General features: G+C 72.4%; 14 protein-coding genes. 3 read left to right on the top strand and 11 right to left on the bottom strand.

What is annotated here, in order from left to right:
• The 4 genes from OG598_RS06995 to OG598_RS06980 all read right to left on the bottom strand — a co-directional run bounded on the left by OG598_RS06995 (position 1) and on the right by OG598_RS06980 (position 4,412).
• A complete protein-coding gene (locus OG598_RS06995; protein ID WP_328653608.1) occupies positions 1-1,641 on the bottom strand; it encodes an ABC transporter substrate-binding protein in 1,641 nt (546 codons plus the stop codon).
• 398 nt (positions 1,642-2,039) lie between these two features.
• On the bottom strand, positions 2,040-2,948 hold the full coding sequence (locus tag OG598_RS06990; RefSeq protein WP_328653607.1) for a zinc-binding dehydrogenase: 909 nt from the start codon (positions 2,946-2,948) through the stop codon (positions 2,040-2,042).
• A 40-nt stretch (positions 2,949-2,988) separates the two neighbouring features.
• Positions 2,989-3,522, bottom strand: coding sequence for a flavin reductase family protein (locus OG598_RS06985; RefSeq protein ID WP_328653606.1), 534 nt, complete (start codon positions 3,520-3,522; stop codon positions 2,989-2,991).
• A gap of 32 nt (positions 3,523-3,554) precedes the next feature.
• Positions 3,555-4,412 (bottom strand): DUF1684 domain-containing protein, encoded by an 858-nt coding sequence (locus OG598_RS06980; protein ID WP_328653605.1) that lies wholly within the window; start codon positions 4,410-4,412, stop codon positions 3,555-3,557.
• Positions 4,413-4,776: 364 nt separating this feature from the next.
• On the opposite strand from OG598_RS06980, the gene OG598_RS06975 reads away from it, so the two are divergent.
• Positions 4,777-5,574, top strand: coding sequence for an SAM-dependent methyltransferase (locus OG598_RS06975; RefSeq protein ID WP_328653604.1), 798 nt, complete (start codon positions 4,777-4,779; stop codon positions 5,572-5,574).
• A 55-nt stretch (positions 5,575-5,629) separates the two neighbouring features.
• On the opposite strand, the gene OG598_RS06970 is transcribed toward OG598_RS06975, so the two are convergent.
• Positions 5,630-6,352, bottom strand: coding sequence for a cellulose binding domain-containing protein (locus OG598_RS06970; protein ID WP_328653603.1), 723 nt, complete (start codon positions 6,350-6,352; stop codon positions 5,630-5,632).
• A gap of 316 nt (positions 6,353-6,668) precedes the next feature.
• On the opposite strand from OG598_RS06970, the gene OG598_RS06965 reads away from it, so the two are divergent.
• Positions 6,669-7,742, top strand: a complete 1,074-nt coding sequence (locus OG598_RS06965) for a hypothetical protein (RefSeq protein WP_328653602.1) — start codon at positions 6,669-6,671, stop codon at positions 7,740-7,742.
• Between the two features lie 37 nt (positions 7,743-7,779).
• Here OG598_RS06965 and OG598_RS06960 read toward each other — a convergent pair whose 3' ends face one another.
• Together OG598_RS06960 and OG598_RS06955 are read right to left on the bottom strand one after the other, a co-directional pair.
• A complete protein-coding gene (locus OG598_RS06960; protein WP_328653601.1) occupies positions 7,780-8,877 on the bottom strand; it encodes a winged helix DNA-binding domain-containing protein in 1,098 nt (365 codons plus the stop codon).
• Between the two features lie 125 nt (positions 8,878-9,002).
• The gene (locus OG598_RS06955; RefSeq protein WP_328653600.1) at positions 9,003-10,259 is read right to left on the bottom strand and encodes a phosphodiester glycosidase family protein; all 1,257 of its coding nucleotides are present in this window, start codon (positions 10,257-10,259) and stop codon (positions 9,003-9,005) included.
• A 349-nt stretch (positions 10,260-10,608) separates the two neighbouring features.
• Between OG598_RS06955 and OG598_RS06950 the strand changes: the two genes are divergently transcribed.
• Entirely contained in the window at positions 10,609-16,071 is a 5,463-nt protein-coding gene (locus tag OG598_RS06950; RefSeq protein WP_328653599.1) for an ATP-binding protein, read from the top strand.
• A gap of 86 nt (positions 16,072-16,157) precedes the next feature.
• Here OG598_RS06950 and OG598_RS06945 read toward each other — a convergent pair whose 3' ends face one another.
• The 4 genes from OG598_RS06945 to OG598_RS06930 all read right to left on the bottom strand — a co-directional run bounded on the left by OG598_RS06945 (position 16,158) and on the right by OG598_RS06930 (position 21,107).
• Complete coding sequence (locus OG598_RS06945) at positions 16,158-16,619, bottom strand: hypothetical protein (RefSeq protein ID WP_328653598.1); 462 nt, start codon at positions 16,617-16,619, stop codon at positions 16,158-16,160.
• 209 nt (positions 16,620-16,828) lie between these two features.
• Positions 16,829-17,407, bottom strand: coding sequence for a sigma-70 family RNA polymerase sigma factor (locus tag OG598_RS06940; protein WP_328653597.1), 579 nt, complete (start codon positions 17,405-17,407; stop codon positions 16,829-16,831).
• A gap of 170 nt (positions 17,408-17,577) precedes the next feature.
• Complete coding sequence (locus OG598_RS06935) at positions 17,578-19,404, bottom strand: ABC transporter ATP-binding protein (RefSeq protein WP_328653596.1); 1,827 nt, start codon at positions 19,402-19,404, stop codon at positions 17,578-17,580.
• Positions 19,401-21,107, bottom strand: coding sequence for an ABC transporter ATP-binding protein (locus tag OG598_RS06930; protein ID WP_328653595.1), 1,707 nt, complete (start codon positions 21,105-21,107; stop codon positions 19,401-19,403). Before OG598_RS06930 ends, OG598_RS06935 begins: the two co-directional genes overlap by 4 nt.
• Positions 21,108-21,143 lie beyond the last annotated feature (36 nt).

Genomic DNA, 21,143 nt, shown 5'->3' with positions numbered 1-21,143 from the left:
TCACTTGCCGATCCACAGGTCGTACGCGCTGGCGGGAACCCCGGCGGTGGGCTCGAAGCGCACCCCGCCGACGCTGGTGCTGGCGGCGATCTGGTCGGCCGGGGCGTACAGCGGCAGCAGCAGGGCCTGCTCGGCGACGACCTGCTGTTGCAGGTCGGCGTAGATGCCGGCGCGCTTCGTCGGGTCGGCGGTGGCCTGACCGGTCTCCAGAAGCTTGTCGATGCGCGGGTCGTTGACCTGGGTGCGGTTGATGCCGCCCAACGAGTGCAGCAGCAGGTTGAGTGCGGCGCCGGCGTCGGTGTCGGCGCGCGAGTTGTCGAAGACCTCGTACTCGTTGCGCTGGAACGCGTCGGTGGCGGTGCCCTGGTCGACAAGCGACACCTTGAGGTCGATGCCGGCGCTCTGCTTGACGGCGGCCTGGACGGCCTGGGCCAGGACGTCGCGGCGGTCCCGGACGAAGGGTGCGGACTGCACGAGCCGTACGGTGAGCCGCTTACCGGCCTTCACCCGGTAGCCGTCGGCGTCCCGGGCAGCCCATCCGGCCTGGTCGAGCAGGGTGTTCGCCTTGGCGGTGTCGCCGCTGTAGCCACCTTCGAGCCGCTTGTCGTACAGCGGGCTGGACGGGCTGATCACGCTCCAGGCACGGGTGGCGGTGTCGCGGTAGACCGACTTCAACACGGTGTCCACGTCGACGGCCTCCCGGAACGCCTGCCGGACCCGCAGGTCGTCGAAGGGCGCGTGGGAGGTGTTGAAGTAGTAGGAGTAGGCGGAGCCGGAGTTGAGTTCGCGGTTCAGGCGCAGCGTCCGGTTGCCGGTTACCAGCGGCTGGTCGGTGGCCGGCACCCCCTCGATGATCTGCACCTGGTTGGACGTGAGGGCGCCGACGCGTACCGCCGACTCCTTGAGGAACCGGTAGGTGATCCCGTCGAGGTGCGCCGGGCCGGTGTGCGTCGCGGTGGGTGGCGCCCAGTCGTAGCTGGCGTTGCGCCGATAGTGCAGCTCCTGGCCGGGGACGTAGCGGTCCAGCACGAACGGCCCGGTGCCGACCACGTCGATGCCGCCGGCTTTGAGGTTCTTCGCCTGGCGCAGCGACGTCGGGGAGACCTGCGCGCCCTGTGGGGAGGCGAGGAAGTCGAGGATGAGCACGTCCGGCGCGCTGAGGACGAGCCGTACGGTGCGCGGGTCGACCGCCTCGACGGCCTTGAGGTTGCGCAGTTGGACGGCGGCGACGGCCGGGGCGTACCCGGGTTCCCGGAGCTTGTCGATGTTGGCTTTGACGGCCGCCGAGTCGAAGGGCGTGCCGTCGGAGAAGGTGACCCGGTCGCGCAGCGTCAGGGTGTAGGAGAGCCCGTCCGGCGTGACCGTCCAGCCGGTCGCCAGCCACGGCACGAGCTTGCCCTGCTGGTCGTAGGTGAGCAGCGACTCGAAGGTGTTCCAGACCAGCAGGCGGGCCTTGGCCTGGGCGTACTGGTGCGGGTTGAGGGTGACCGGCTCGGTCTCCACGGCCCAGGTGAGGGTGCCGCCGGAGCGGGGTTGGCCGGCGGCCTCGGCGGTCGGGGTGGCGGTGGAGCAGCCGGCAACGACGGCGAGCAGTGCGGCGAGCGCGGTGGCGGGCAGGGTTCGCAGACGGTTCGCGGGCATGGTGAGATCTCCTGTCCAGGCAGGCGGAAGCGGGTATGCCGACACCCGGCCCCACGCAGGGGCGTGGGCCGGTGAGGGTGTCGGGTGCGGTGGCGGCGCGGCGGTGCGCCCCACCCCGGCGGGCCGGTACGGCGGGCCGGGCTATGGGCGAGGGTGCCGGGTCAGGCCAGACAGGAACTCGACCACACTCGACCGAAGTCGATGTGGCCACGGATCGTCAGCCGCAGCTCGCTGGACATGAGACCGAGTCCACCTCCAGCGCGTGGTGGTGTCAACGAATCCAGGGCCGGATGTCGGCTATCGCACGGGCGGGCGTCGATTCGTTGACGCATATCCTACTAAGGCTATAGGGTTTACAGGGATTGCGCCCGGTTGCCGGGTCAGCCGGAAGCCAGTCCTCAATCCAGGTCGAGCACAACCTTGCCCGCCACGCGGCGTCCCCGCAGCGCGTCGGCCGCCTCCCCGAGGCGCTGCCACGAGCCGCGCCAACCGATCGGCGACCGCAACACTCCGCGGGCCACGAGACCCGCCAGGACCGCGAGATCCGGCCCCGCCGCGGTGGCGTCGCCGAAGGACCGCAGCGTCCGTGCCGCGCCCGGGGCGAAGGTGGAGTTCACCGGGAAGACGGACGGCTCACCGGACGCCCAGCCGATGCTGTGCAGGACCCCACCCGGGGCAAGCAGACCCCAGGCCGCCACCAGCGAAGGACCGCCGACCGTCTCCAGCACCACGTCGACCGGGTCGACGATCGCATCGAGGCCGACCGCCACCTCGTCGGCGCCCAGATCGGCCAGCCCGGCGCCACGAGCAGAAGAACCGACCACCGCGACCACGTAGGCGCCTCCGTGTCGCGCGAGCTGGACGGCGACCTGACCCACACCCCCGGACGCGCCCGTGATCAGCACCCGGCGACCGAGGAGCGCGCCTGACGTCCGTAGGGTGCGCAGTGCGGTCAGGCCAACCATGGGCAGTGCGGCCATCTCGGCCAGGTCCACGTCGGCCGGGACCACCGCCACGCTGTCCACGTCGAACACCGCGAGACGGGCCCAGGCACCCGCGCCGAAGGCGACCACGCGCTCACCCTCGCGCGGTCCGGTCCCGTCGGTCGCGCCTCGCGCCACGTGACCCGCGGCGTCGTACCCGAGCACGCTCCCGGCCGGCCAGACGTCGAGGTGACGGATCTCGCCGGCGTTGACCGCCGCGTGCCGCACATCGACGAGGACCTGCCCAGGGCCGGGGACGGGGTCGGGCAGGTCCGTCAACCGGAAGCCCTCGGGTGTGTCCGGAGCTGCGACGATCGCACGCATGCGGATCTCCTCGGCGCGGATGGGCGAGCGGCGGCGCCGGTCAGGCGGCGGGACGGCGGGACGCACCCGGCTGATCGCCGGCCAGCCCGGCGTAGCGCCCCCGGTGGTACAGCAGGGGCGAACCGACGTCGGCGTGCCGGAGCACCTCCGGCTCGGCCAGCACCACGGCGTGGTCGCCGACGGTCACCCGGTCGACGACCCGGCAGAGGAGCCAGGCCAGGGTGTCGTCGAGGATCGGCACCCCCTCCGGGCCGGCCCGCCAGCGAGTGGGTGTCGCGAACCGGTCGATGCCACTGGTCGCGAAGGTCCGGGCCAACTCCTGCTGATGGTGGGCGAGCAGGTGCACTGCCACGTGGCGGGCACGGGCGACCGCGGGCCAGCTCGACGACCCGAGGTTCAGACAGAACGAGACGATCGGCGGTGCCAGCGACACCGAGGTGAACGAGGTGGCGGTGAAGCCGACCGCCGGCGAGCCGGGAGCGGTGACCACAGTGACGGTGCTGGCCTGGTGGCGCAGCAACGTCCGCAGCGCGTCGCTGTCGGCGTCGATCGGGGCGTCGGCGGACTGGGTCATGGCGATCCTCCCGAGGGTCTGGTCCGCTGGGACTACGAACGGTCGGCGGAGCTGTCCGCCAGCCGCTCGTACGGGGTCTTCTCGCCGGCCTCGACGGCGATCGGCAGCCGGTTCTCCGACGGGGGCAACGGGCAGGTCGCGTAGTCGGTGTACGCGCACGGCAGATTGGTGGCCCGGTTGAAGTCGACGGTGACCCGGCCCCGCTCGTCGGGGGCGCCGACCACCAGGGACCGGTTGGCCGGATAGGTAGTGACGCCCGAGGTGGCGTCGGTGAACAGCACCGACAGGCTCCCGGGCGCGTGCCCGTTGAACGCGGTCACTGTCAGCGGCACCCCGTCGACGGCGAACTCGATCTGGCCGGGGGCGTCGTAGACGTGCGTGAGCCCCTCCACCGCCGCGCCGACAGTGGTCGGCCGAGGGCTGTCGAACGGTACGAAGCGGCCGCTCAGGACCCATCGGCGGCTGGGGGGATAGGTGGGGGTGCCCCGGTAGGCGACGCGGAGTGGGTGATCCGGGCGCCGGGGACGGAGGATGTCGTGCCCACCCCGGCGGGCCACCTCCAGCACCCCACCGTCGATTCCCACTGTGACGCCGCCGCGCTCGGCGATCGGCCCGAACTCGTGCCGGCCTCGAATCGGCAGGTCGTCGACGACGAGCACCTCGTCAGCGTCGAGAGCCACAACGGGTCCGCTCTCGCCGGTGTGCCACTCCCCCGGCATGTCGGGAAATCGCTGCGGCGCCGAGGTGAGCCAGTGCAGACCGGTCACGGCGAGGAAGCCGTGCCTGTCGGCCCGAGCCTCCTCGTGGCGTCGGTGCCACTGCCGCCACTCCTCGTCGAACTGGGGCTGGGCGTCCGCGGCGGCGGGTGCTGGGGCGTCGTTGATCGTCACAGGTCCTCCTCGACGGGGTGCACCTCCGCGCTGGCGGGGTGCGGGGATACCGGTCGCGCGCGGCGGGCCAGCGGCGACGACCGGGCAGGCGAGGGCTGGAAAGCCCGTTCAGGCAGGGATGGGCGCGCCCGGACAGAGCTGCGCGGCGACCCGCATCAGGTCGACGACCCGGCGCGAGGTGAACATCCGAACGGGTGGCATGCGGTCGATTTTCCTACCAACAAGGTAGGATTTCAAGCCCCCAGGTCGGGCGAAGCGCCGCACGGCCACCGACCCTGCGTCGAGAGTGGACCTTGCCGGAGTACGATCCCGGGCGTACCGCTGTGGAGACCTCCAGCTGACGACCCCTCGATAGGAGCCAGGCATGGCCGGCCCGGACCCCGAACTCGCCGCGAAGCTTCAGCCCGACGTGCCGCACGCGGCACGGATCTGGAACTACTGGATGGGCGGCAAGGACAACTTCCAGTCCGACCGGGCGGCCGGTGACGCTGTCGCCGAGGTCTACCCGGAGATCGTCCTCATGGCGCAGCAGTCGCGCGTGTTCCTGGTGCGGGCCGTGCGTCACCTCGCGGCCGAGGCGGGCATCCGGCAGTTCCTGGACATCGGCACCGGCCTGCCCACCATGCAGAACACGCACGCGGTCGCCCAGGGCGTCGCGCCCGACTCGCGGATCGTCTACGTCGACAACGACCCGATGGTGCTGGTGCACGCGCGGGCGCTACTGGCCAGCACGACGTCGGAGGGTGTCACCACCTACGTCCCGGCCGACTACCACGACCCGGAGAAGATCCTCGCCGAGGCGGCAAAGACACTCGACTTCGACCAGCCCATCGCCGTCATGTACATGGGCGTGATGGGCTACGAGCCCGACCTGGACGTGGTGCGCTCGATCGTCGGACGCACGATGGACGCGGTGCCGTCCGGCTCGCACCTGGTGCTCTGGGACGGCACCAACACCAGCCCGGCGGTGGTCTCCGGCGCCGACCGGCTGGCGCAGAGCGGCGGAGTTCCGTACATCCTGCGCAGCCCGGAGGAGCTCGAGAGCTGCTTCGACGGACTGGTGATGGTGGAGCCGGGCCTGGTGCCGATCCCGCTGTGGCGACCCGAGGACTCCGACGCCGTCGGGATCGACGCCTACGGCGCTGTTGCCCGCAAGCCCTGACCGACACGACGTCCGCCCCGCTTTCGCCATCGCGTCGGAGCGGGGCGGCCGTCGTTCACCGCGCGCACGTCAGGGTCAGGCCGTCCGGCACCGCGCTGGTCGTCACGAGCAGACCGAACGTGGTAGCCCCGTCCAGCGCCAGCGTCCCGTTGTAGGAGGCGTTGCGCACTGTGACGTCGGAGCCGACCGTCTCGGCCACCCCACCCCAGGCCGTGTGGACCTGCTCGTCACCGGACCACCGCCAGGAGACGCGCCACTGGTCCAGCGGCAGCGTCCCGGTGTTGCGGACCGTGACCGTCGCGACGAATCCGCTGCCCCAGCGGGCATCGATCGTGGCCGTGGCGCGGCACGAGGTCAGCGAGGCGGTCCGGGCCGAGGCGATCACGTACGGGTCGCGTCGGCCGTCGACGTCGGTGAACCGGTACCAGTACTCCGTGTCGGGAGTGAGCCGGTCGATGGTCACCGAGCCGTAGCGCTCCGGCCCGGAGACGCCCTCGGCGACAGCGGCCCGCCACTGTTGGGCGTCCTCGCGGCTGGTGAAGAGGCTGACGGTCATCGGCGGGTCGTAGCCGCAGGGCGGGCGGAAGAATATCGAGTACGAGATGGTCAGGCTCGTGGTGGTGTTCCCGGTGACGCTGGCGCTGATCGGCAGGGCCGGCGGGCAGGCCGGCGTCGGCGTCGCTGACGGCGTCGGCGCGGGTGTCGCTTCGGCGGCGGTGGTCGTTCCGGTCCAGGCGGCCAGCGCCATGGTCGTGACAGTGAGGAACATGCGAAGCATCGGCACCTCCGTGGTCAGCGGGCACCGATGACCGAGGTGGTGGACGGTGCCGCGCTCGGGTTTCCGGTCGCCGACGAGGCTGCCCGGCACGGGTGACATGGTCACCTCGCGCGCCCCGTGGACCGGAGGAGATCTGGTGCGCGCTGGCTCCCCGAGCACGACCGAACCACAGCATGACAGTCGGTGAGCATTGATACAAGACGATCCCGATCCCGTCGAACATCGTCCGCCTTCTCGTCGCCGCACTGACACCCAATGGGCGCCCGAACCCCGAATGATCCATTGTGGTCTATTCATTCGGACACGGGAGCACACCATGCTCGACGCAAGCAGCACGACCCGGCGACCCCGGGGAGTGAGGGCACTGATCGCGGCAGGCGCGGCGACGGTGCTGGCGGTCACCGCGCTGGCCGCACCAACCCCCGCCGACGCCGCCGCCAGCCGGGCCGAGCTGGCCCTCCGCTGGGCACCCGTCCACTACCAGGACGTCGATGCCACCGGCAGCCACGCCCTGAGCGGTCAGTCGGACTACCTCACCCCTGTCGACTTCGACGGCGACCTGGACGGACGCGACAACTGGGACCGGGCTGGCCAGGCAGGCACCGCACTCGCCGCGCACGTGTACTACTCCGTCGTGGAGACGAGCACCCACTGGTACATCACGTACTTCTTCTTCCACCCCCGCGACTGGACCGACCACCCGTTCTTCGAGACCGAACACGAGAACGACGGTGAGGGCGCGCTGTTCGCGGTCGAGCGCGACGGCTCCACGTACGGCGTCCTCCGCTCGGCCGTCACTGTCGCGCACAGTGACTTCTTCTCCTACACGCCGGCCGGCAGCACCTGGACCAGCGGCGGCGAGAGCATCGACGGCACCCTGCGGTTCCAGGCGTCACCGCACGACACGTTCCAGCACCCGGTGACGGCGCAGGAGGCACAGGGCCACGGCCTCAAGGCACACCCGCAGTACGACATCAACGGCGACGGCCTGGTCTACTACCCGTCGACAGTCGCCGAGACGCCGAGCAGCAGCAACGACCGCGACGTGCGGTATCAGCTGATCGACATCTTCGCCGCCGGCGGCCTGTGGGCACAGCGGTCCAACGCGAGCCTCTTCGCCAGCCTGGGCACGTTCGCCGGTGACACGTCCGGCGACTGCGGCGTCGGCACCTGGAGCTGTTCGACCAACTCGGCCAACGCGCCCTGGGGCTGGGACGACGGCAACGACGCCCCCGCACGTGGCGAGATCGCCAGCGACCCGGCGAAACTGTCGGCCGCGTACTTCACAGTGCCGGCCGGTCTGGCCCGCACCTACAGCTACAACCCGTACGCCGGCGCGGCGGCGGCGCTCGCCGAGGCGGCGAGGACGGCTCCGCCGACCGTCGACTGATCTCTTCGTCTCCCCGGGGTCGGACCGTCCTGGCCCGTCACCGGGGAGACGAACCGACCCGCACCCGGTCGCTCTCGTTGTCGGAGAGGAAGGACGCCAGGGCCTGCCCCTGCTCGGTCACGGCGGCCTGGTCCGCTCGGGAGAAGCCGCGTAGTGGGTTGATGCTCACCGCGCCCGAGTCGACGCTCCAGGTCGCCGCGACCCGGCCGTCCACGAGCACCACGCGCTCGCCGGCCACCGAGAGGAGACGGTGCGCGTCGTCGATGATCCGGCTGCGGTCGTCGTAGCCGAGGATCGCGTTGTCGAACGCCGGCAGGAACCGCACCGGGGCGGGTGTCTCCGGGTCGGGGCGCGGCGCGTCGGGAAGGTCGATCAGCGTCCGGCCACGCTCGTCGCGGAAGGTCACCAACTCGTCCCGCATGGCGGTCACCGCGGCGGGCAGCCCGGCGAGGCCGCACCAGGCCCGCAGGTCCGCAGTGGCCGCCGGGCCGAACGCGGCCAGATAGCGGCGTACGAGCAGTTGGCCGACGGGATCGGCGCCCGCCGGGGTCGGCGGGGCGACCTCCCGGCCGAGCCATGCGGAGAGCAGGACGTAACGCGCGCCTCCCGTCGTCCGCCACAGCCCGCGTGGCGGCAGCTGTGTCATCGGGAGCAGCGCGACAGCGATCTCGCCCAGCGCCCGCGGCCCCGGCGTCGGCCAGCGCTCGCTGAGCGCCCGCCCGATCTCGGGCATCGAGCGGGGCTCACCGTCGGCCACCACCGCCCGCGCGGCAGCGGCGAGGTCGTCGAGGTCCACCCCGTCGAGCTCGCCGCGGTAGACCCCGAGCACGCGTTGGCGCAGCATGGCGTCGTGACGGGGTCGCCAGGCCACGGCGTCGTCGGCGACGAGCAGGTGGACGGTGCGGCGCATGAGGTGGGTACGCACCACGTGTCGCTGGGTCAGCAGGGTCGAGAGCACCGTCGGGTCGAACGCGCGCAGCCGCGACCACAGCCCGATGAACGGCTCCTGCGGCTCCTGGGCCTGTAGGCCACCGAGGTGGGCGACGGCGTCGAGCGCCGGCAGGTCGGCGCGGTCGAGCAGGAGCTGCCGGGCGAGCGTCGCGCGGTTGAGCGCCCGGGTGTCGAGAACGGTCATCGGGTCCCTTCGGTCGACCTCATTGTCCGACCCGGGGCCGACAGTCCGGGTGCCCGGCTTCTCGGGTACGCGAATTCGCCCCGTCCGGTGGCATCGGGCGGGGCGAATTCGAGTGGGTACACCTATCAGTGCTTGCCCACGAAGATCCCGATGCCGTTGGCGACCATTCGCTCCGTACCGTCGGACGGGCTGTTGCGGGCGGTGGCTGCGGTCTGGCCCGGCTCGCGGACGGCGACAGTGCTCGACCCGCCGCCGTCGAGGTTCACGGCGGCGTCCGCGCCGAGCGAGCGCATCAGGTCGGCCAGTTCGGCGATCGTGAACCCGGCGCTGGCCGGGGCGCGGCCGGCCAGGGCGACCAGGTACACGGTTCGCCCGTCGGGGCTGACGCCGGCCGCGCTGCGTACCGCGGCGGTCTTGGTGTCCAGGCCGGCCAGCGGCGCGCCGTCGCGCAGGATCGGCGCGCCACCGACCGCGAAGGTCAGCTTCGGCTTGCCGGCGGACTCGAGCTTCTCGCGCACCTGCACCCGGTCACCGACGGCGAGGTCGTCGAGCGCGTCCGCGCCGCCCTCCCGGCCGACCAGCACCTGCGTGTCGGCCGGGATGGTGCCCGCACCGGGCGTCGGGCCGACCGCTGTCACCACACCGTCGCGTACGGTCACCTCGTAGGTGTGGGTGCTGCACGGGTCGCTGCGGCTCGTGTCGGTGCCGCAGGTGGACCGGACCCGGGAGGTGGTCCCCCAGTCGGCGGTGAACAGGCCGACGCCGTCGACCGGGAGCGCGTACTGGTTGAGGCCGCCGAGCGCGATCGTGCCCTTCGTGCTGCGCACCTCGCCGTCCAGGCTCAGGGTGTCGACGCGCGCCTTGCCGTTCACGCCGACGCCGAACACGTCCCGGGTCGAGGTGCCCGGGGCCAGGCCGGGGCCGAAACGCTGCGCGGTCGGCACCGCGAACTTCAACTCCTCGCCGTCGGCGATCTCCGGACCGGACGACGAGTAGGTCGGGGTGACGCCGGCGTGCGTCTCACTGTTGTTGAAGAAGTCGCCGTTGACGCCGGCGACGGCACCCTGGTCGTTCGTCATGGAGGAGACGACCTGGCGCTGCGCGACAGCGGCGGGGTGCAGCAGGTCCAGGGAGACCTTGTTCTTCTTCAGGTCGGCCGTGAGCAGGTAACCGACGGTGACGCCCCGGGGCGTGCTCACCTGGAACGAGCCGTACGTGACGCCGGGGGCGAGCTGCGCGGTCGAGGTGATGGTGATCGGGGTGCCCGTCGCGGGTACCGTGGCGGTCGCGGCGTGGGCGACGCCGGCCGGCGTGACGAGCGCGGTGAGTCCCGCCGCGAGCAGCAGCGCCAGACGTGGGCGTACGAGGTGCGGTGCCCTCATTGCCGCTCCTTTCCTGGTGCGTCCCTGGCCTGGGCCGGGATGGTCGAGCCGGGCCGGCGGTTGACCGGACCGGCGATGATCTTCCTGGTCAGCCGATCACCCGGGGGTGAACACGGGAGGCTGCGGACGTGAACCGCCCGCACCGTCTTGATCAACTGCCGGAGCGGCCAGACCGGGTCGGCGCGTCCTCGGGGGTGCCAAAAAGTTTTGTGCACTTCCTACAACTGAGGGACGGTGGGTTCGGTGGTTGCGCCATAGCGCTGGCCGCCGCCACGCGGAAAGGTGATCACTGCTGGGAGGCCGTCGTCTTCCGGCACGCAGGTCGAGGTCTAGCTAAGGGGTTCTTCGGGTGTTCAACCGTGTCGCCATCGTCAACCGTGGTGAAGCCGCCATGCGGCTCATCCACGCGGTCCGCGAGCTGGCCGCGGAGACCGGCATCCCGCTCGAAACCGTGGCCCTCTACACCGATGTCGACCGCAACGCCACATTCGTCCGCGAAGCGGACATCGCCTACGATCTCGGTCCGGCGTCCGCCCGCCCGTACCTCAACCTGGCGGTGCTGGAGCGCGCCCTGGCCGAGACCGGGGCCGACGCCGCGTGGGTCGGCTGGGGCTTCGTCGCCGAGGATCCGGCGTTCGCCGAGCTGTGCGAGAAGATCGGCGTCACCTTCGTCGGGCCGAGCGCGGACGCCATGCGCCAACTCGGCGACAAGATCGGCTCGAAGCTGATCGCCGAGAAGGTCGGCGTGCCGGTCGCGCCGTGGAGCCGCGGCGCCGTCGAGACCCTGGACGCCGCACGTGCCTCGGCGGCCGAGGTCGGCTACCCGCTGATGCTGAAGGCGACCGCCGGCGGCGGCGGGCGCGGCATCCGCGTGATCAGGAACGAAGCCGAGCTGGTCGACGCGTACGAGCGCACCAGCCAGGAGGCGGCACGGGCGTTCGGCAGCGGCATCGTGTTCCTGGAGCGCCTGGTCACCGGGGCTCGGCACGTCGAGGTCCAGGTGATCGCCGACGGACAGGGCACCGCGTGGGCGCTCGGCGTCCGCGACTGCTCGGTGCAGCGACGCAACCAGAAGGTCATCGAGGAGTCGGCGTCGCCGGTGCTCGACCCGGCGCAGGCCGCCGAGCTGAAGACGTCGGCCGAGCGGCTGGCCGTGGCTGTCGGTTACCGGGGCGCGGCGACAGTCGAGTTCCTCTACCACCCCGGGGACCGGCTGTTCGCGTTCCTCGAGGTCAACACCCGCCTCCAGGTCGAGCACCCGATCACCGAGCTGACCACCGGGTTCGACCTGGTCAAGGCGCAGCTGCACGTCGCCGCCGGCGGGCGCCTAGACGGTGCGCCGCCGGCCGAGCGCGGGCACGCCATCGAGGCGCGGCTCAACGCCGAGGACCCCGACCGAGACTTCGCCCCGTCCCCCGGCCGCATCGCCCGGCTGGACCTGCCCAGTGGCCCCGGGATCCGGGTGGACACCGGCGTCAGCGAGGGTGACACCATCCCGGCCGACTTCGACTCGATGATCGCGAAGATCATCGCGTACGGCCGGGACCGCGACGAGGCGCTCGGCAAGCTGCGCCGGGCGATGGCGAACACCACGGTGATCATCGAAGGTGGGGCGACGAACAAGAGCTTCGTGCTCGACCTGCTCGACCAGCCCGAGGTGATCGACGCCAGCGCGGACACCGGCTGGATCGACCGCGTCCGCGGCGAGGGCCGCCTCGTCACCCACCGCCACTCCGCTGTCGCCCTGGCCGCCGCCGCCATCGAGGCGTACGAGGAGGAGGAGCGCGTCGAGCGGCAGCGGCTGCTGTCGACGGCGGCCGGCGGGCGCCCGCAGGTGCAGCACGCCAGCGGCCGACCGTTGGACCTCAAGCTGCGCGGCGTCGCTTACCGCACCCGGGTGGCACGGGTCGGCGCGCACCGGTTCCGGGTCGGCATCGAGACCGGCCCCGTCGTGCGCACCGCCGACGTCGAGCTGGACCGCTTCGACCGGCACACCGGTCAGATCGTCGTCAACGGCATCCGCTACCGCCTGCTCACCGGCACGTACGGGCCGACCCACCTGGTCGAGGTGGACGGCGTGACGCACCGGGTCAGCCGGGACGAGGGTGGCGTCCTGCGTTCCCCGATGCCCGCGCTGGTCGTCGCCACGCCGCTGGAGGTTGGCGCGGAGGTCGAGGCGGGCGCGCCGGTGCTGGTGCTGGAAGCGATGAAGATGGAGACGGTGCTGCGGGCGCCGTTCAAGGCGCGGCTCAAGGAGTGCGCCGTGTCGGTGGGCAGCCAGGTGGAGGCCGGTGCGCCGCTGCTGCGCCTGGAGCCGCTCGCGGACGACGCCGAGGAGACCACTGACGACCAGAGCACCGAGACCGTCGAACTGGACCTGCCCACCGCCGCCACGGACATCCCGGCGTACGAGCGCAGCAGGCGCGGCCAGGAGGACCTGCGAGGTCTGCTGCTCGGCTTCGACGTCGACCCGCACGACGACCGCCGGGTGCTCGACGACTACCTCACCGCGCGGCGGACGGCCACCGAAGCCGGTCAGCGGCCCCTGGCCGCCGAACTCGACCTCATCGAGGTGTTCGCCGATCTCGCCGAACTGAGCCGCAACCGGCCGACGGGCGAGGACGGCGGCGCCGCGCACGTGCACAGCGCCCGGGAGTACTTCCACACCTACCTGCAGAGCCTCGACGTCGAGCGGGCCGGGCTGCCGGAGGCGTTCCAGACCAGGCTCGGCAAGGCCCTCGGCCGGTACGGCGTCACCGACCTGGACCGCACCCCCGCCCTCGAAGCGGCCGTCTTCCGGATCTTCCTCGCCCAGCAGCGCGCCTCCGCGGACGCGCAGGTCGTCGCGGCGCTGCTGCGCGCGTGGCTGCGGGAGACCCCGCCGGACGAGACGCTGCGCGAACCGGCCGGCCTCGCGCTGGAGCGGCTGATCGCCGCGACGCAGGTCCGCTTCCCAGTGGTCGCGGACCTCGCCCGCGGCGTGGTGTTCGCCTGGTTCGCCCAGCCGCTGCTGCGCCGCAACCGCGCCCGCGTCTACGCCGAGGTCCGTGGGCACCTGCGGCACCTCGACGCGCACCCGGACGCCCCGGACCGCGCCGAGCGCATCGCCGAGATGGTGCGCAGCACCGAGCCGCTGGTCCGGCTGCTCGGCCAGCGGCTCGTCCGCGACCACCTCGACAACGCGGTCATGTTGGAGGTGCTGACCCGGCGGTACTACGGCAACCGGTCGCTCACCAGCGTGCGTACCCGCGAGGTCGCGGGCTGCACGTTCGTGGTCGCCGAGCGCGCCGACTCCAGCGTGGTCTCCGCCGCCGTCAGCTTCGACGCATTGGGCAGCGCCCTGCGGGGGCTGGCCGAGCTGGCCACCGGCGAGGACGCAGTGGACGCCGACATCTACCTCGGCTGGGAGAACCAGCCGGAGGACTTCGACGCGATGGCGGCCGCGCTGGCCGAGGTCATCGCCGCGCACCCGCTGCCGCCCCAGGTCCGTCGGGTCACCACCACCGTCGCGGGTCGCGGCGGAGCGGTGATGCACCACCACTTCACCTTCCGCCCGTCGGGCGACCAGTTGACCGAGGACCGGCTGATCCGTGGGCTGCACCCGTACATCGCGCAGCGGATGCAACTGGAGCGGCTGCACAAGTTCGACCTGACCCGGCTGCCGTCGTCGGACGAGGAGGTCTACCTCTTCCAGTGCGTGGCCCGGGAGAACCGCGCCGACGAGCGCCTCGTCGCGTTCGCACAGGTGCGTGACCTGACCGAGCTTCGCGAGCAGGACGGCCGCCTGGTCGCGCTGCCGACCACCGAGGACGCCATCGCCGCCTGCCTCGACTCGATCCGCCGCGCCCAGTCGCGGCGGCCGTCGAAGACGCGCTTCAACACCAACCGCATCGTGGTCTACGTGTGGCCGCCGAGCGAGCTGACCCGCGAGGAGATGGAGATGATCGCCGGGCGGGTCCGCCCGACGACAGCGGGCGCCGGCCTGGAGGAGATCCTGTTCATCGCGCGCCAGCGCGACCGCCGGACCGGCGAGCTGACCAAGATCGCCGTACGGATCTCGTTCGACGCCGCGGGCGGCGCCGAACTGGCCGTCGGGGAGCCGCCGGTCGAGCCGATCGAGCCGCTCGACGAGTACCGGCTCAAGGTGCTGCGGGCCAGCAGCCGCAACACCGTGTACCCGTACGAGCTGACCGGCCGGCTCGGCGACTTCGTCGAGCACGACCTCGACGACGACCACGCGTTGGTGCCGGTGGACCGGCCGAAGGGGCGCAACAGCGCCGCCATCGTCGCCGGGGTGGTCACGACGCCGACCGAGCGTTACCCCCAGGGTGTCACCCGGGTGGTGCTGCTCGGCGACCCGACGAAGTCGCTGGGCGCCCTGTCGGAGCCGGAGTGCCGGCGCGTGATCGCCGCACTGGACCTGGCCGAGCGGATGCAGGTGCCGCTGGAGTGGTGGGCGCTGTCCGCCGGGGCCCGGATCTCGATGACCTCCGGTACGGAGAACATGGACTGGGTGGCCGCGGCGCTCAAGCGGATCGTCGAGTTCACCCAGGCCGGCGGTGAGATCAACATCGTGGTCGCGGGCATCAACGTCGGCGCGCAGCCGTACTGGAACGCCGAGGCGACGATGCTCATGCACACCAAGGGCATCCTGGTGATGACGCCCGACTCGGCGATGGTGCTCACCGGCAAGCAGTCGCTCGACTTCTCCGGTGGTGTGTCCGCTGAGGACAACTTCGGCATCGGCGGCTACGACCGGGTGATGGGGCCGAACGGGCAGGCGCAGTACTGGGCGCCGAACCTGACGGCCGCACGAGACGTGGTGATGGCGCACTACGACCACACGTACGTCGCGCCCGGCGAGGACGCGCCCCGGCGGGCGGTCACCACCGACCCGACCGACCGCGACATCTCCGGGTTCCCGCACGACGTGGCCGGCAGCGCCTTCGCCACGGTCGGGGAGATCTTCTCCGTCGAGTCCAACCCGGACCGCAAGAAGCCGTTCGACATCCGTACGGTGATGCGGGCCCTCTCCGACCAGGACCACCCGGTGCTGGAGCGCTGGGCCGGCATGGCGGACGCGGACACCGCAGTCGTGCAGGACGTCCACCTCGGTGGCATCCCCGTCTGCCTGCTCGGCATCGAGTCCCGGTCGGTGCCCCGGCACGGCTTCCCGCCCACCGACGGCCCGGACACCTACACGGCGGGCACGCTGTTCCCCCGCTCGTCGAAGAAGGCCGCGCGGGCGATCAACGCGGCCAGCGGCAACCGGCCGCTCGTCGTGCTGGCGAACCTGTCCGGCTTCGACGGCTCGCCGGAGTCGATGCGCAAGCTGCAACTGGAGTACGGCGCCGAGATCGGCCGGGCGATCGTGAACTTCCAGGGGCCCATCGTCTTCTGCGTGATCTCGCGCTACCACGGCGGTGCGTTCGTGGTGTTCTCGAAGGCGCTGAACCCGAACATGACGGTGCTGGCGCTGGAGGGCTCGTTCGCCTCGGTGCTCGGTGGCGCACCCGCCGCCGCTGTGGTGTTCTCCGCCGACGTCAACGCTCGTACGGCAGCCGACTCGCGGGTACGGGACCTGGAGGCCCGCACCGCCGCCTCGGCCGGCACCGAACGGGCCGCGCTGACCGCGGAGCTCGACGAGCTGCGCTCGTCGGTGCGCGCGGAGAAACTCAGCGAGGTGGCCGCGGAGTTCGACCGGGTGCACAACATCCACCGCGCCGTCGAGGTCGGCTCGGTGGACGCCGTCATCCGCGCCGCCGAGCTGCGTCCGCGCATCATCGAGACCATCGAGGCCCGCCTGGGCTAGCGCGGCCGGAACGCCCGCACCACGTCAGCACCACCGGTCGTCGACCGGTGGTGCTGACGTATGGAAGGGGTGAGGTGCCCGGCGGTCTAGCTGAGCGCTGCGTTCAACGCGACGGCGACGGCGAGCCAGACGATGACGGTGCCGATACCGATACCGACCATGGCGAGCGCCTTGACGGCGGTCGTCATCCGGGTGTGGGCAACTGTCAGGTTCCCCCAGACGCCCAACGCCCCGACCAGCGCGCCCAGGATGCCGCCGACGGTGAACAGCAGGATCGGCAGCATAACCAGGATGCGCAGGAAGATCGGCATGGAGGGCCCGGTCCGGTGCTTGACACCGTTGACCTCCACTGTCGGGTAAGGGTCGGCGAGAACGTTGCGGACCGTGGCTTGAACGACACCACCGTCCACAGTCGGCAACGCGTAACGTCTGCCCGTCCTGGGGGCCGGCACTCCGCCGACGGTGACGGCGGGGTGGCCAAAGACTGCCTTGGTGTTGATGACGATCGGGCCAGCTACGCCGGCGACGTGGAGAGGTTCGGTGTTCACCGGCGTGATCATAGGAATCCCGGTACGCCCCGTCCATCCCGTTGACCAAGCGGGGGTGCCGCTCGCAGTCCTCGGGTCAGGTGGCGTGTCGGAGCAGCTCGTGGATGAGCGCCACCCCGTCGGCGTTGATGGCGACGCCAGGCGCCGTTCGAGGGCGGCCACCGGCCCGTCCGGTCCGTTCGGCGGCATGGCCGGGTCGACCTCCACCCTCAGCCGGTTCGTCGCCCGCGGCTCGGGTCGCTGTCGGCCTGCCAGGCGGCGACGAGATCCTCGCGCGCCCGGGCGACCCGGGAACGGATCGTGCCGACGGGGCACTGGCAGACGTCCGCCGCCTCGGCGTAGGACAGGCCGAGCACCTGGGTGGCGACGAACGCCTCGCGGCGCTCCGGGGTCAGCCCGGCGATCAACTGGTGCAGGGTCACGCCCTCGTCGGCACCGGCGGTGATCGCACCGGCGGCCTCGGCCGCCGCCTGCCAGTCCGGCACCGACGCCAGCCTCGGCCGGGCCACCGCCGTCCGGACGTGATCCACGGCGACGCGTCGGGCGATGGTGAACACCCAGGTACGGGCCGACGACCGGCCGGCGAAGCCGGGCAGGTTGCGAATCGCCCGTAGGAACGTCTCCTGGGTCAGGTCGTCGGCCTCTCCCGGCCCGGCCAGGTGCGACAGGAACCGCCAGACCTGGTCCTGTAGTGCCCGGACGAACGCCGTGGCGGCCTGCCGGTCACCCCGGCCCGCCTCCCGCGCCCACCGGGTCACCTGGTCGTCGTCAGCGACGCCGTTCCGCACAGACCACCGTCCTGTGTGCCACGGGCGCTCCTTCATGCCGAGATGCCGTCGTCGGAACGCCGCCGGTCGGCCGCGCACTCTGGTGGTCGCCGGCCGGTCCGGAAAAGTTCCCGAGGTTCCCACGTTCGACTGATCTCGCGGAGGTCCGAGGTGACCGGAACCGCTGCCGCTCAGCTCGGGACGGGCTGGTCCGCGCTCTCGCGTTCTCGCGGGACCACGAGGTCGGGCATGCTCCACGAGCGCCACAGCTTGCTATACCCGCCCCCGGCCCTGAGCAGTTCGGCGTGCGTGCCGTGCTCGGCGACGCGCCCCTGGTCGAGGACGACGATGCGGTCCGCGGTGGCCGCCTGGCTGAGTCGGTGGGCGACGATCAGCGTGGTACGGCCCTCGGTGGCCGCCACGGCGGCGCGGTCGAGGTCGCGTGCGCCGACGCTGCCCGCCTCGGCGGTGGCCTCGTCGAGGACAGCGACGGCCGGATCGGCGAGGACGAGGCGGGCCAGCGCGAGCTGTTGGGCCTGGGCCGAGGTGAGCTGCCGCCCACCCTCCCCCACCGCTGTGGCGAGGCCGTCGGGCAGGGTCCGCACCCACTCGGTGGCGCCGACGAGGTCGAGGGCGGCGGCGATCTCGGCGTCGGTGGCGTCCGGGTCGGCGAGGCGCAGGTCGTCGGCGAGCGGCCCGGCGAAGACGTGCACCTCCTGGCTGATCAGGGCGATCTCGCGACGTAGGCGGTGTTCGTCGAGCTGTGTCAGCGGCACGCCGCGCAGGGTCACCGCGCCGTCGGTGGGCGCGATGATGCCGGCGATGATGCCGGCGAGGGTGCTCTTGCCCGCGCCGCTCGCGCCGACCAGGGCGACGCGCTCCCCGGGGGCGAGACGCAGGCCGATGTCCCGCAGCACCACCGGCCCGTCGTCGTAGCGGTGCTGTCCGACGGTCACCTCCAGTGCCGCCGGTACGCCCCGATCGTGGCGGGTGGGCTCGGCGCCGGCGGGGGTCGCGGTGTCCGGGAGTGTGGTGACCCCGACGAGTCGGGCCAGGCTGGCCCCGGCCTGCAACACCGAGTCCGACTCGAACAGCAGCAGCCCGATGGGGTTGAAGAGGCGGTGGAAGTAGAGGGCGGCAGTGGTGGCGGCGCCGACGGTGGCCAGGTCACCGCGGACCAGCAGGAAGCCGGCGAGCAGGACGGCGGCGAGCCCCACGAATTCGGAGCGGTTGATGCGCAGGCCGAAGCGGGTGTAGAGACCGAAGATCTCCAGCGACAGGTCGCGGGCGACGCCGGAGCGCTCCGCGATCCGCGCGACGTGGGCGTCCTCCATCCGGTAGGCGCGCACTGTCGCCGCGCCCCGCAGCGCCTCGGCCGTCGCCTGCGCGCGCTCGCCCGTCGCCACCCGCTCGCGGGCGTAGTACGGCACCGACCGCTTGAGGTACCAGCGCAGCGCCACCGCGTACGCCGGGGCCGCGACCAACCCGGCGATGCCGAGCCGCCAGTCGAGGGCGAACAGGCCCGCCGCGGTCAGCACGACGGACAGCAGCGCGCCGAGGAAGGCGGGACCGCTGGTGGCGATCACATTCGTCACCACTGCCACGTCGTCGCCGGCGCGGGCCACCAGGTCCCCGGTCCCGGCCCGCTCCAGGGTCGCCGAGGGCAGGTGCAGGGCCCGGTCGAGGACCCGCTCCCGGAGTCGGGCCAGCACTGTCTCGCCGAGTCGCGCGGCGACGGCCGCTCCGACCGCGGTGAGGAGCCCCGCGAGCACGGCGGCGCCAGCGATCACGCCGGCCCAGGCGATCACCCGAGCCGTGTCGGTCCCGGCGATGACGTCGTCGACGAGGCCGCCGAGGACCCAGGGGGCGACCAGCCCGGTCGCGGCGGCGGCGATCAGCAACGTGCCGGCGACGGCGCTGAGCCCCGGCAGGAGCGCCAGCTCGGTTCGGAGGGCGACCCAGGTCTGCCGGCCGGTGGCCGTTGGCAGCAGGTGCCGGGTGATCGGCTCGGACGTCATCGCAGGGTTTCCTCCCGGTAGCGGGCGTCGCTGGCGAGCAACCGCTCGTGCGGGCCCTCGGCGACGACCCGTCCCCGGTCGATCACCGCGACCCGGTCGGTGATCCGCAGCAGCGCCGGGCTGGTGGTGATCACAACAGTGCCGCGGGTGCCCGCCCCGCGAGCCTCGGCCAGCCTGGTGGCGAGCAACCCCTCGGTCACCGCGTCGACAGCCGTGGTGGGGTTGTGCAGCACCAGCACGGGCGGGTCGGCGACGAGCGCCCTAGCCAGCCCGATCCGCTGCCGCTGCCCACCGGAGAGGTTCGCCCCGCGTTCGGTGAGCAGACGGTCGAACCCGTGCGGGTGGGCGGCAAGCACGTCCTCGGCTGCGGCGGCCCGCACGGCGGCGCGCAGCACCTCGTCGTCGACGGAGGCGCCGGCGCTGAGGTTGGCGCGCAGCGTCCCCTCGAACAGCGCCACGTCATGCTGCTCGACCAGGACCACGGCGCGCGCGACGTCGATGTGCAGCTCGTCGGCGGGCACACCGTCGACCCGGACCGTACCCCGGTGGTCCGCGCGGGGCACCCGACCGGCCAGCAGCGCGACCAGCGCCTCGGCCTCGCTCGGGTCGTAGGCGAGCACGCCCAGGATCTCACCGGCGCCGACGCGCAGGCTGACGTCGTCGAGGCCCGCGTACGAGACCCCGTCGAGGGTGAGCCGGGACGGGCTCGGGGCGGGCGGGCCTGCGTCACCCGGCTGGACGACCGGCGCGGCGCCGAGGACCCGGGCGACCCGCCCCGCTGAGGCTCGGGCCATGGCGAACAACTGGACGCAGTACCCGAGCGTCTGCACCGGCTCGGCGATGAACTGGGCCAGCCCGACCACGGCGACGAGCTCGCCGATGGTGAGCCGGCCCTGAAGCGCGAGCCAACCGGCGACTCCGGCGACCGTCGCGAGGAAGAGGCCGTTGACAGTGGTGGTGAGCCCGAGGTGCAGACCCTTTGTGGTGGCGGCGCGCAGTGTGACGTCGAGCGCGTGCCGGCTGGCTCCCGCGTACCGGCGGGCGGCGTGGTCCTGTGCGCCGATGCCGCGCAGCACGCGCAGGCCGCTGACGAGGTCGACGGCGAGGGCAGTCGTGGCGGCGAGCGCCTCCTGCTGCGACGTGCTGCGCCGGGTGAGCAGCGGCGCCATCCGCTGGAGGGCGACGACCAGCAGGGGTACGCCGATGAGCACCCCGAGGCCGAGAGGAATGTCGACGACGAGCAGCGCGACGGCCGCGACCACGATGGCGGTGAGCGCCGCGGCGGTGAGTCCCGCGACCCGCACGACGAGCGCGGACAGCTCGGCGTCGGAGGCCGTCACGGACAGCAGTTCGCCGTCGCGCATGCCCGACCGGCGTCCGCGCGGGTCGAGGGCGCTGCGGACGATCTCGACCCGGGTGGCGTGCGCCTCGTGTTCGACGGCGGCGAACGCCAGTCGTGCGCCGGACCGGTAGGCGAAGGCGAGCACTGTGAACAGGGCGGCCAGGCCGGCCAGCGAGAGCAGCAGGGCGCGTACGTCCCCGGTGGCCACCGCGCGGTCGATGACCACGCCGATGGCCACCGGGACGAGGGCTTCGGTGGCCTGGTGGGTGCAGAGCAGCGCGATGCCGGCGGCCACCCGGGCGCGCTGTCGACGCAGCGCGCGACGGAGCACCACGCCACCGGTGGTCTCGGCGACTGTCATGCTCGGATCGATGAGGGCACGGCGACGGACTCCACT

This window comes from Micromonospora sp. NBC_00330 (assembly GCF_036136635.1).
Taxonomy (GTDB): domain Bacteria; phylum Actinomycetota; class Actinomycetes; order Mycobacteriales; family Micromonosporaceae; genus Micromonospora; species Micromonospora salmantinae.
Note: the sequence above shows the minus strand (reverse complement) of the source record. Positions and strands in the feature narration are given on the sequence as shown.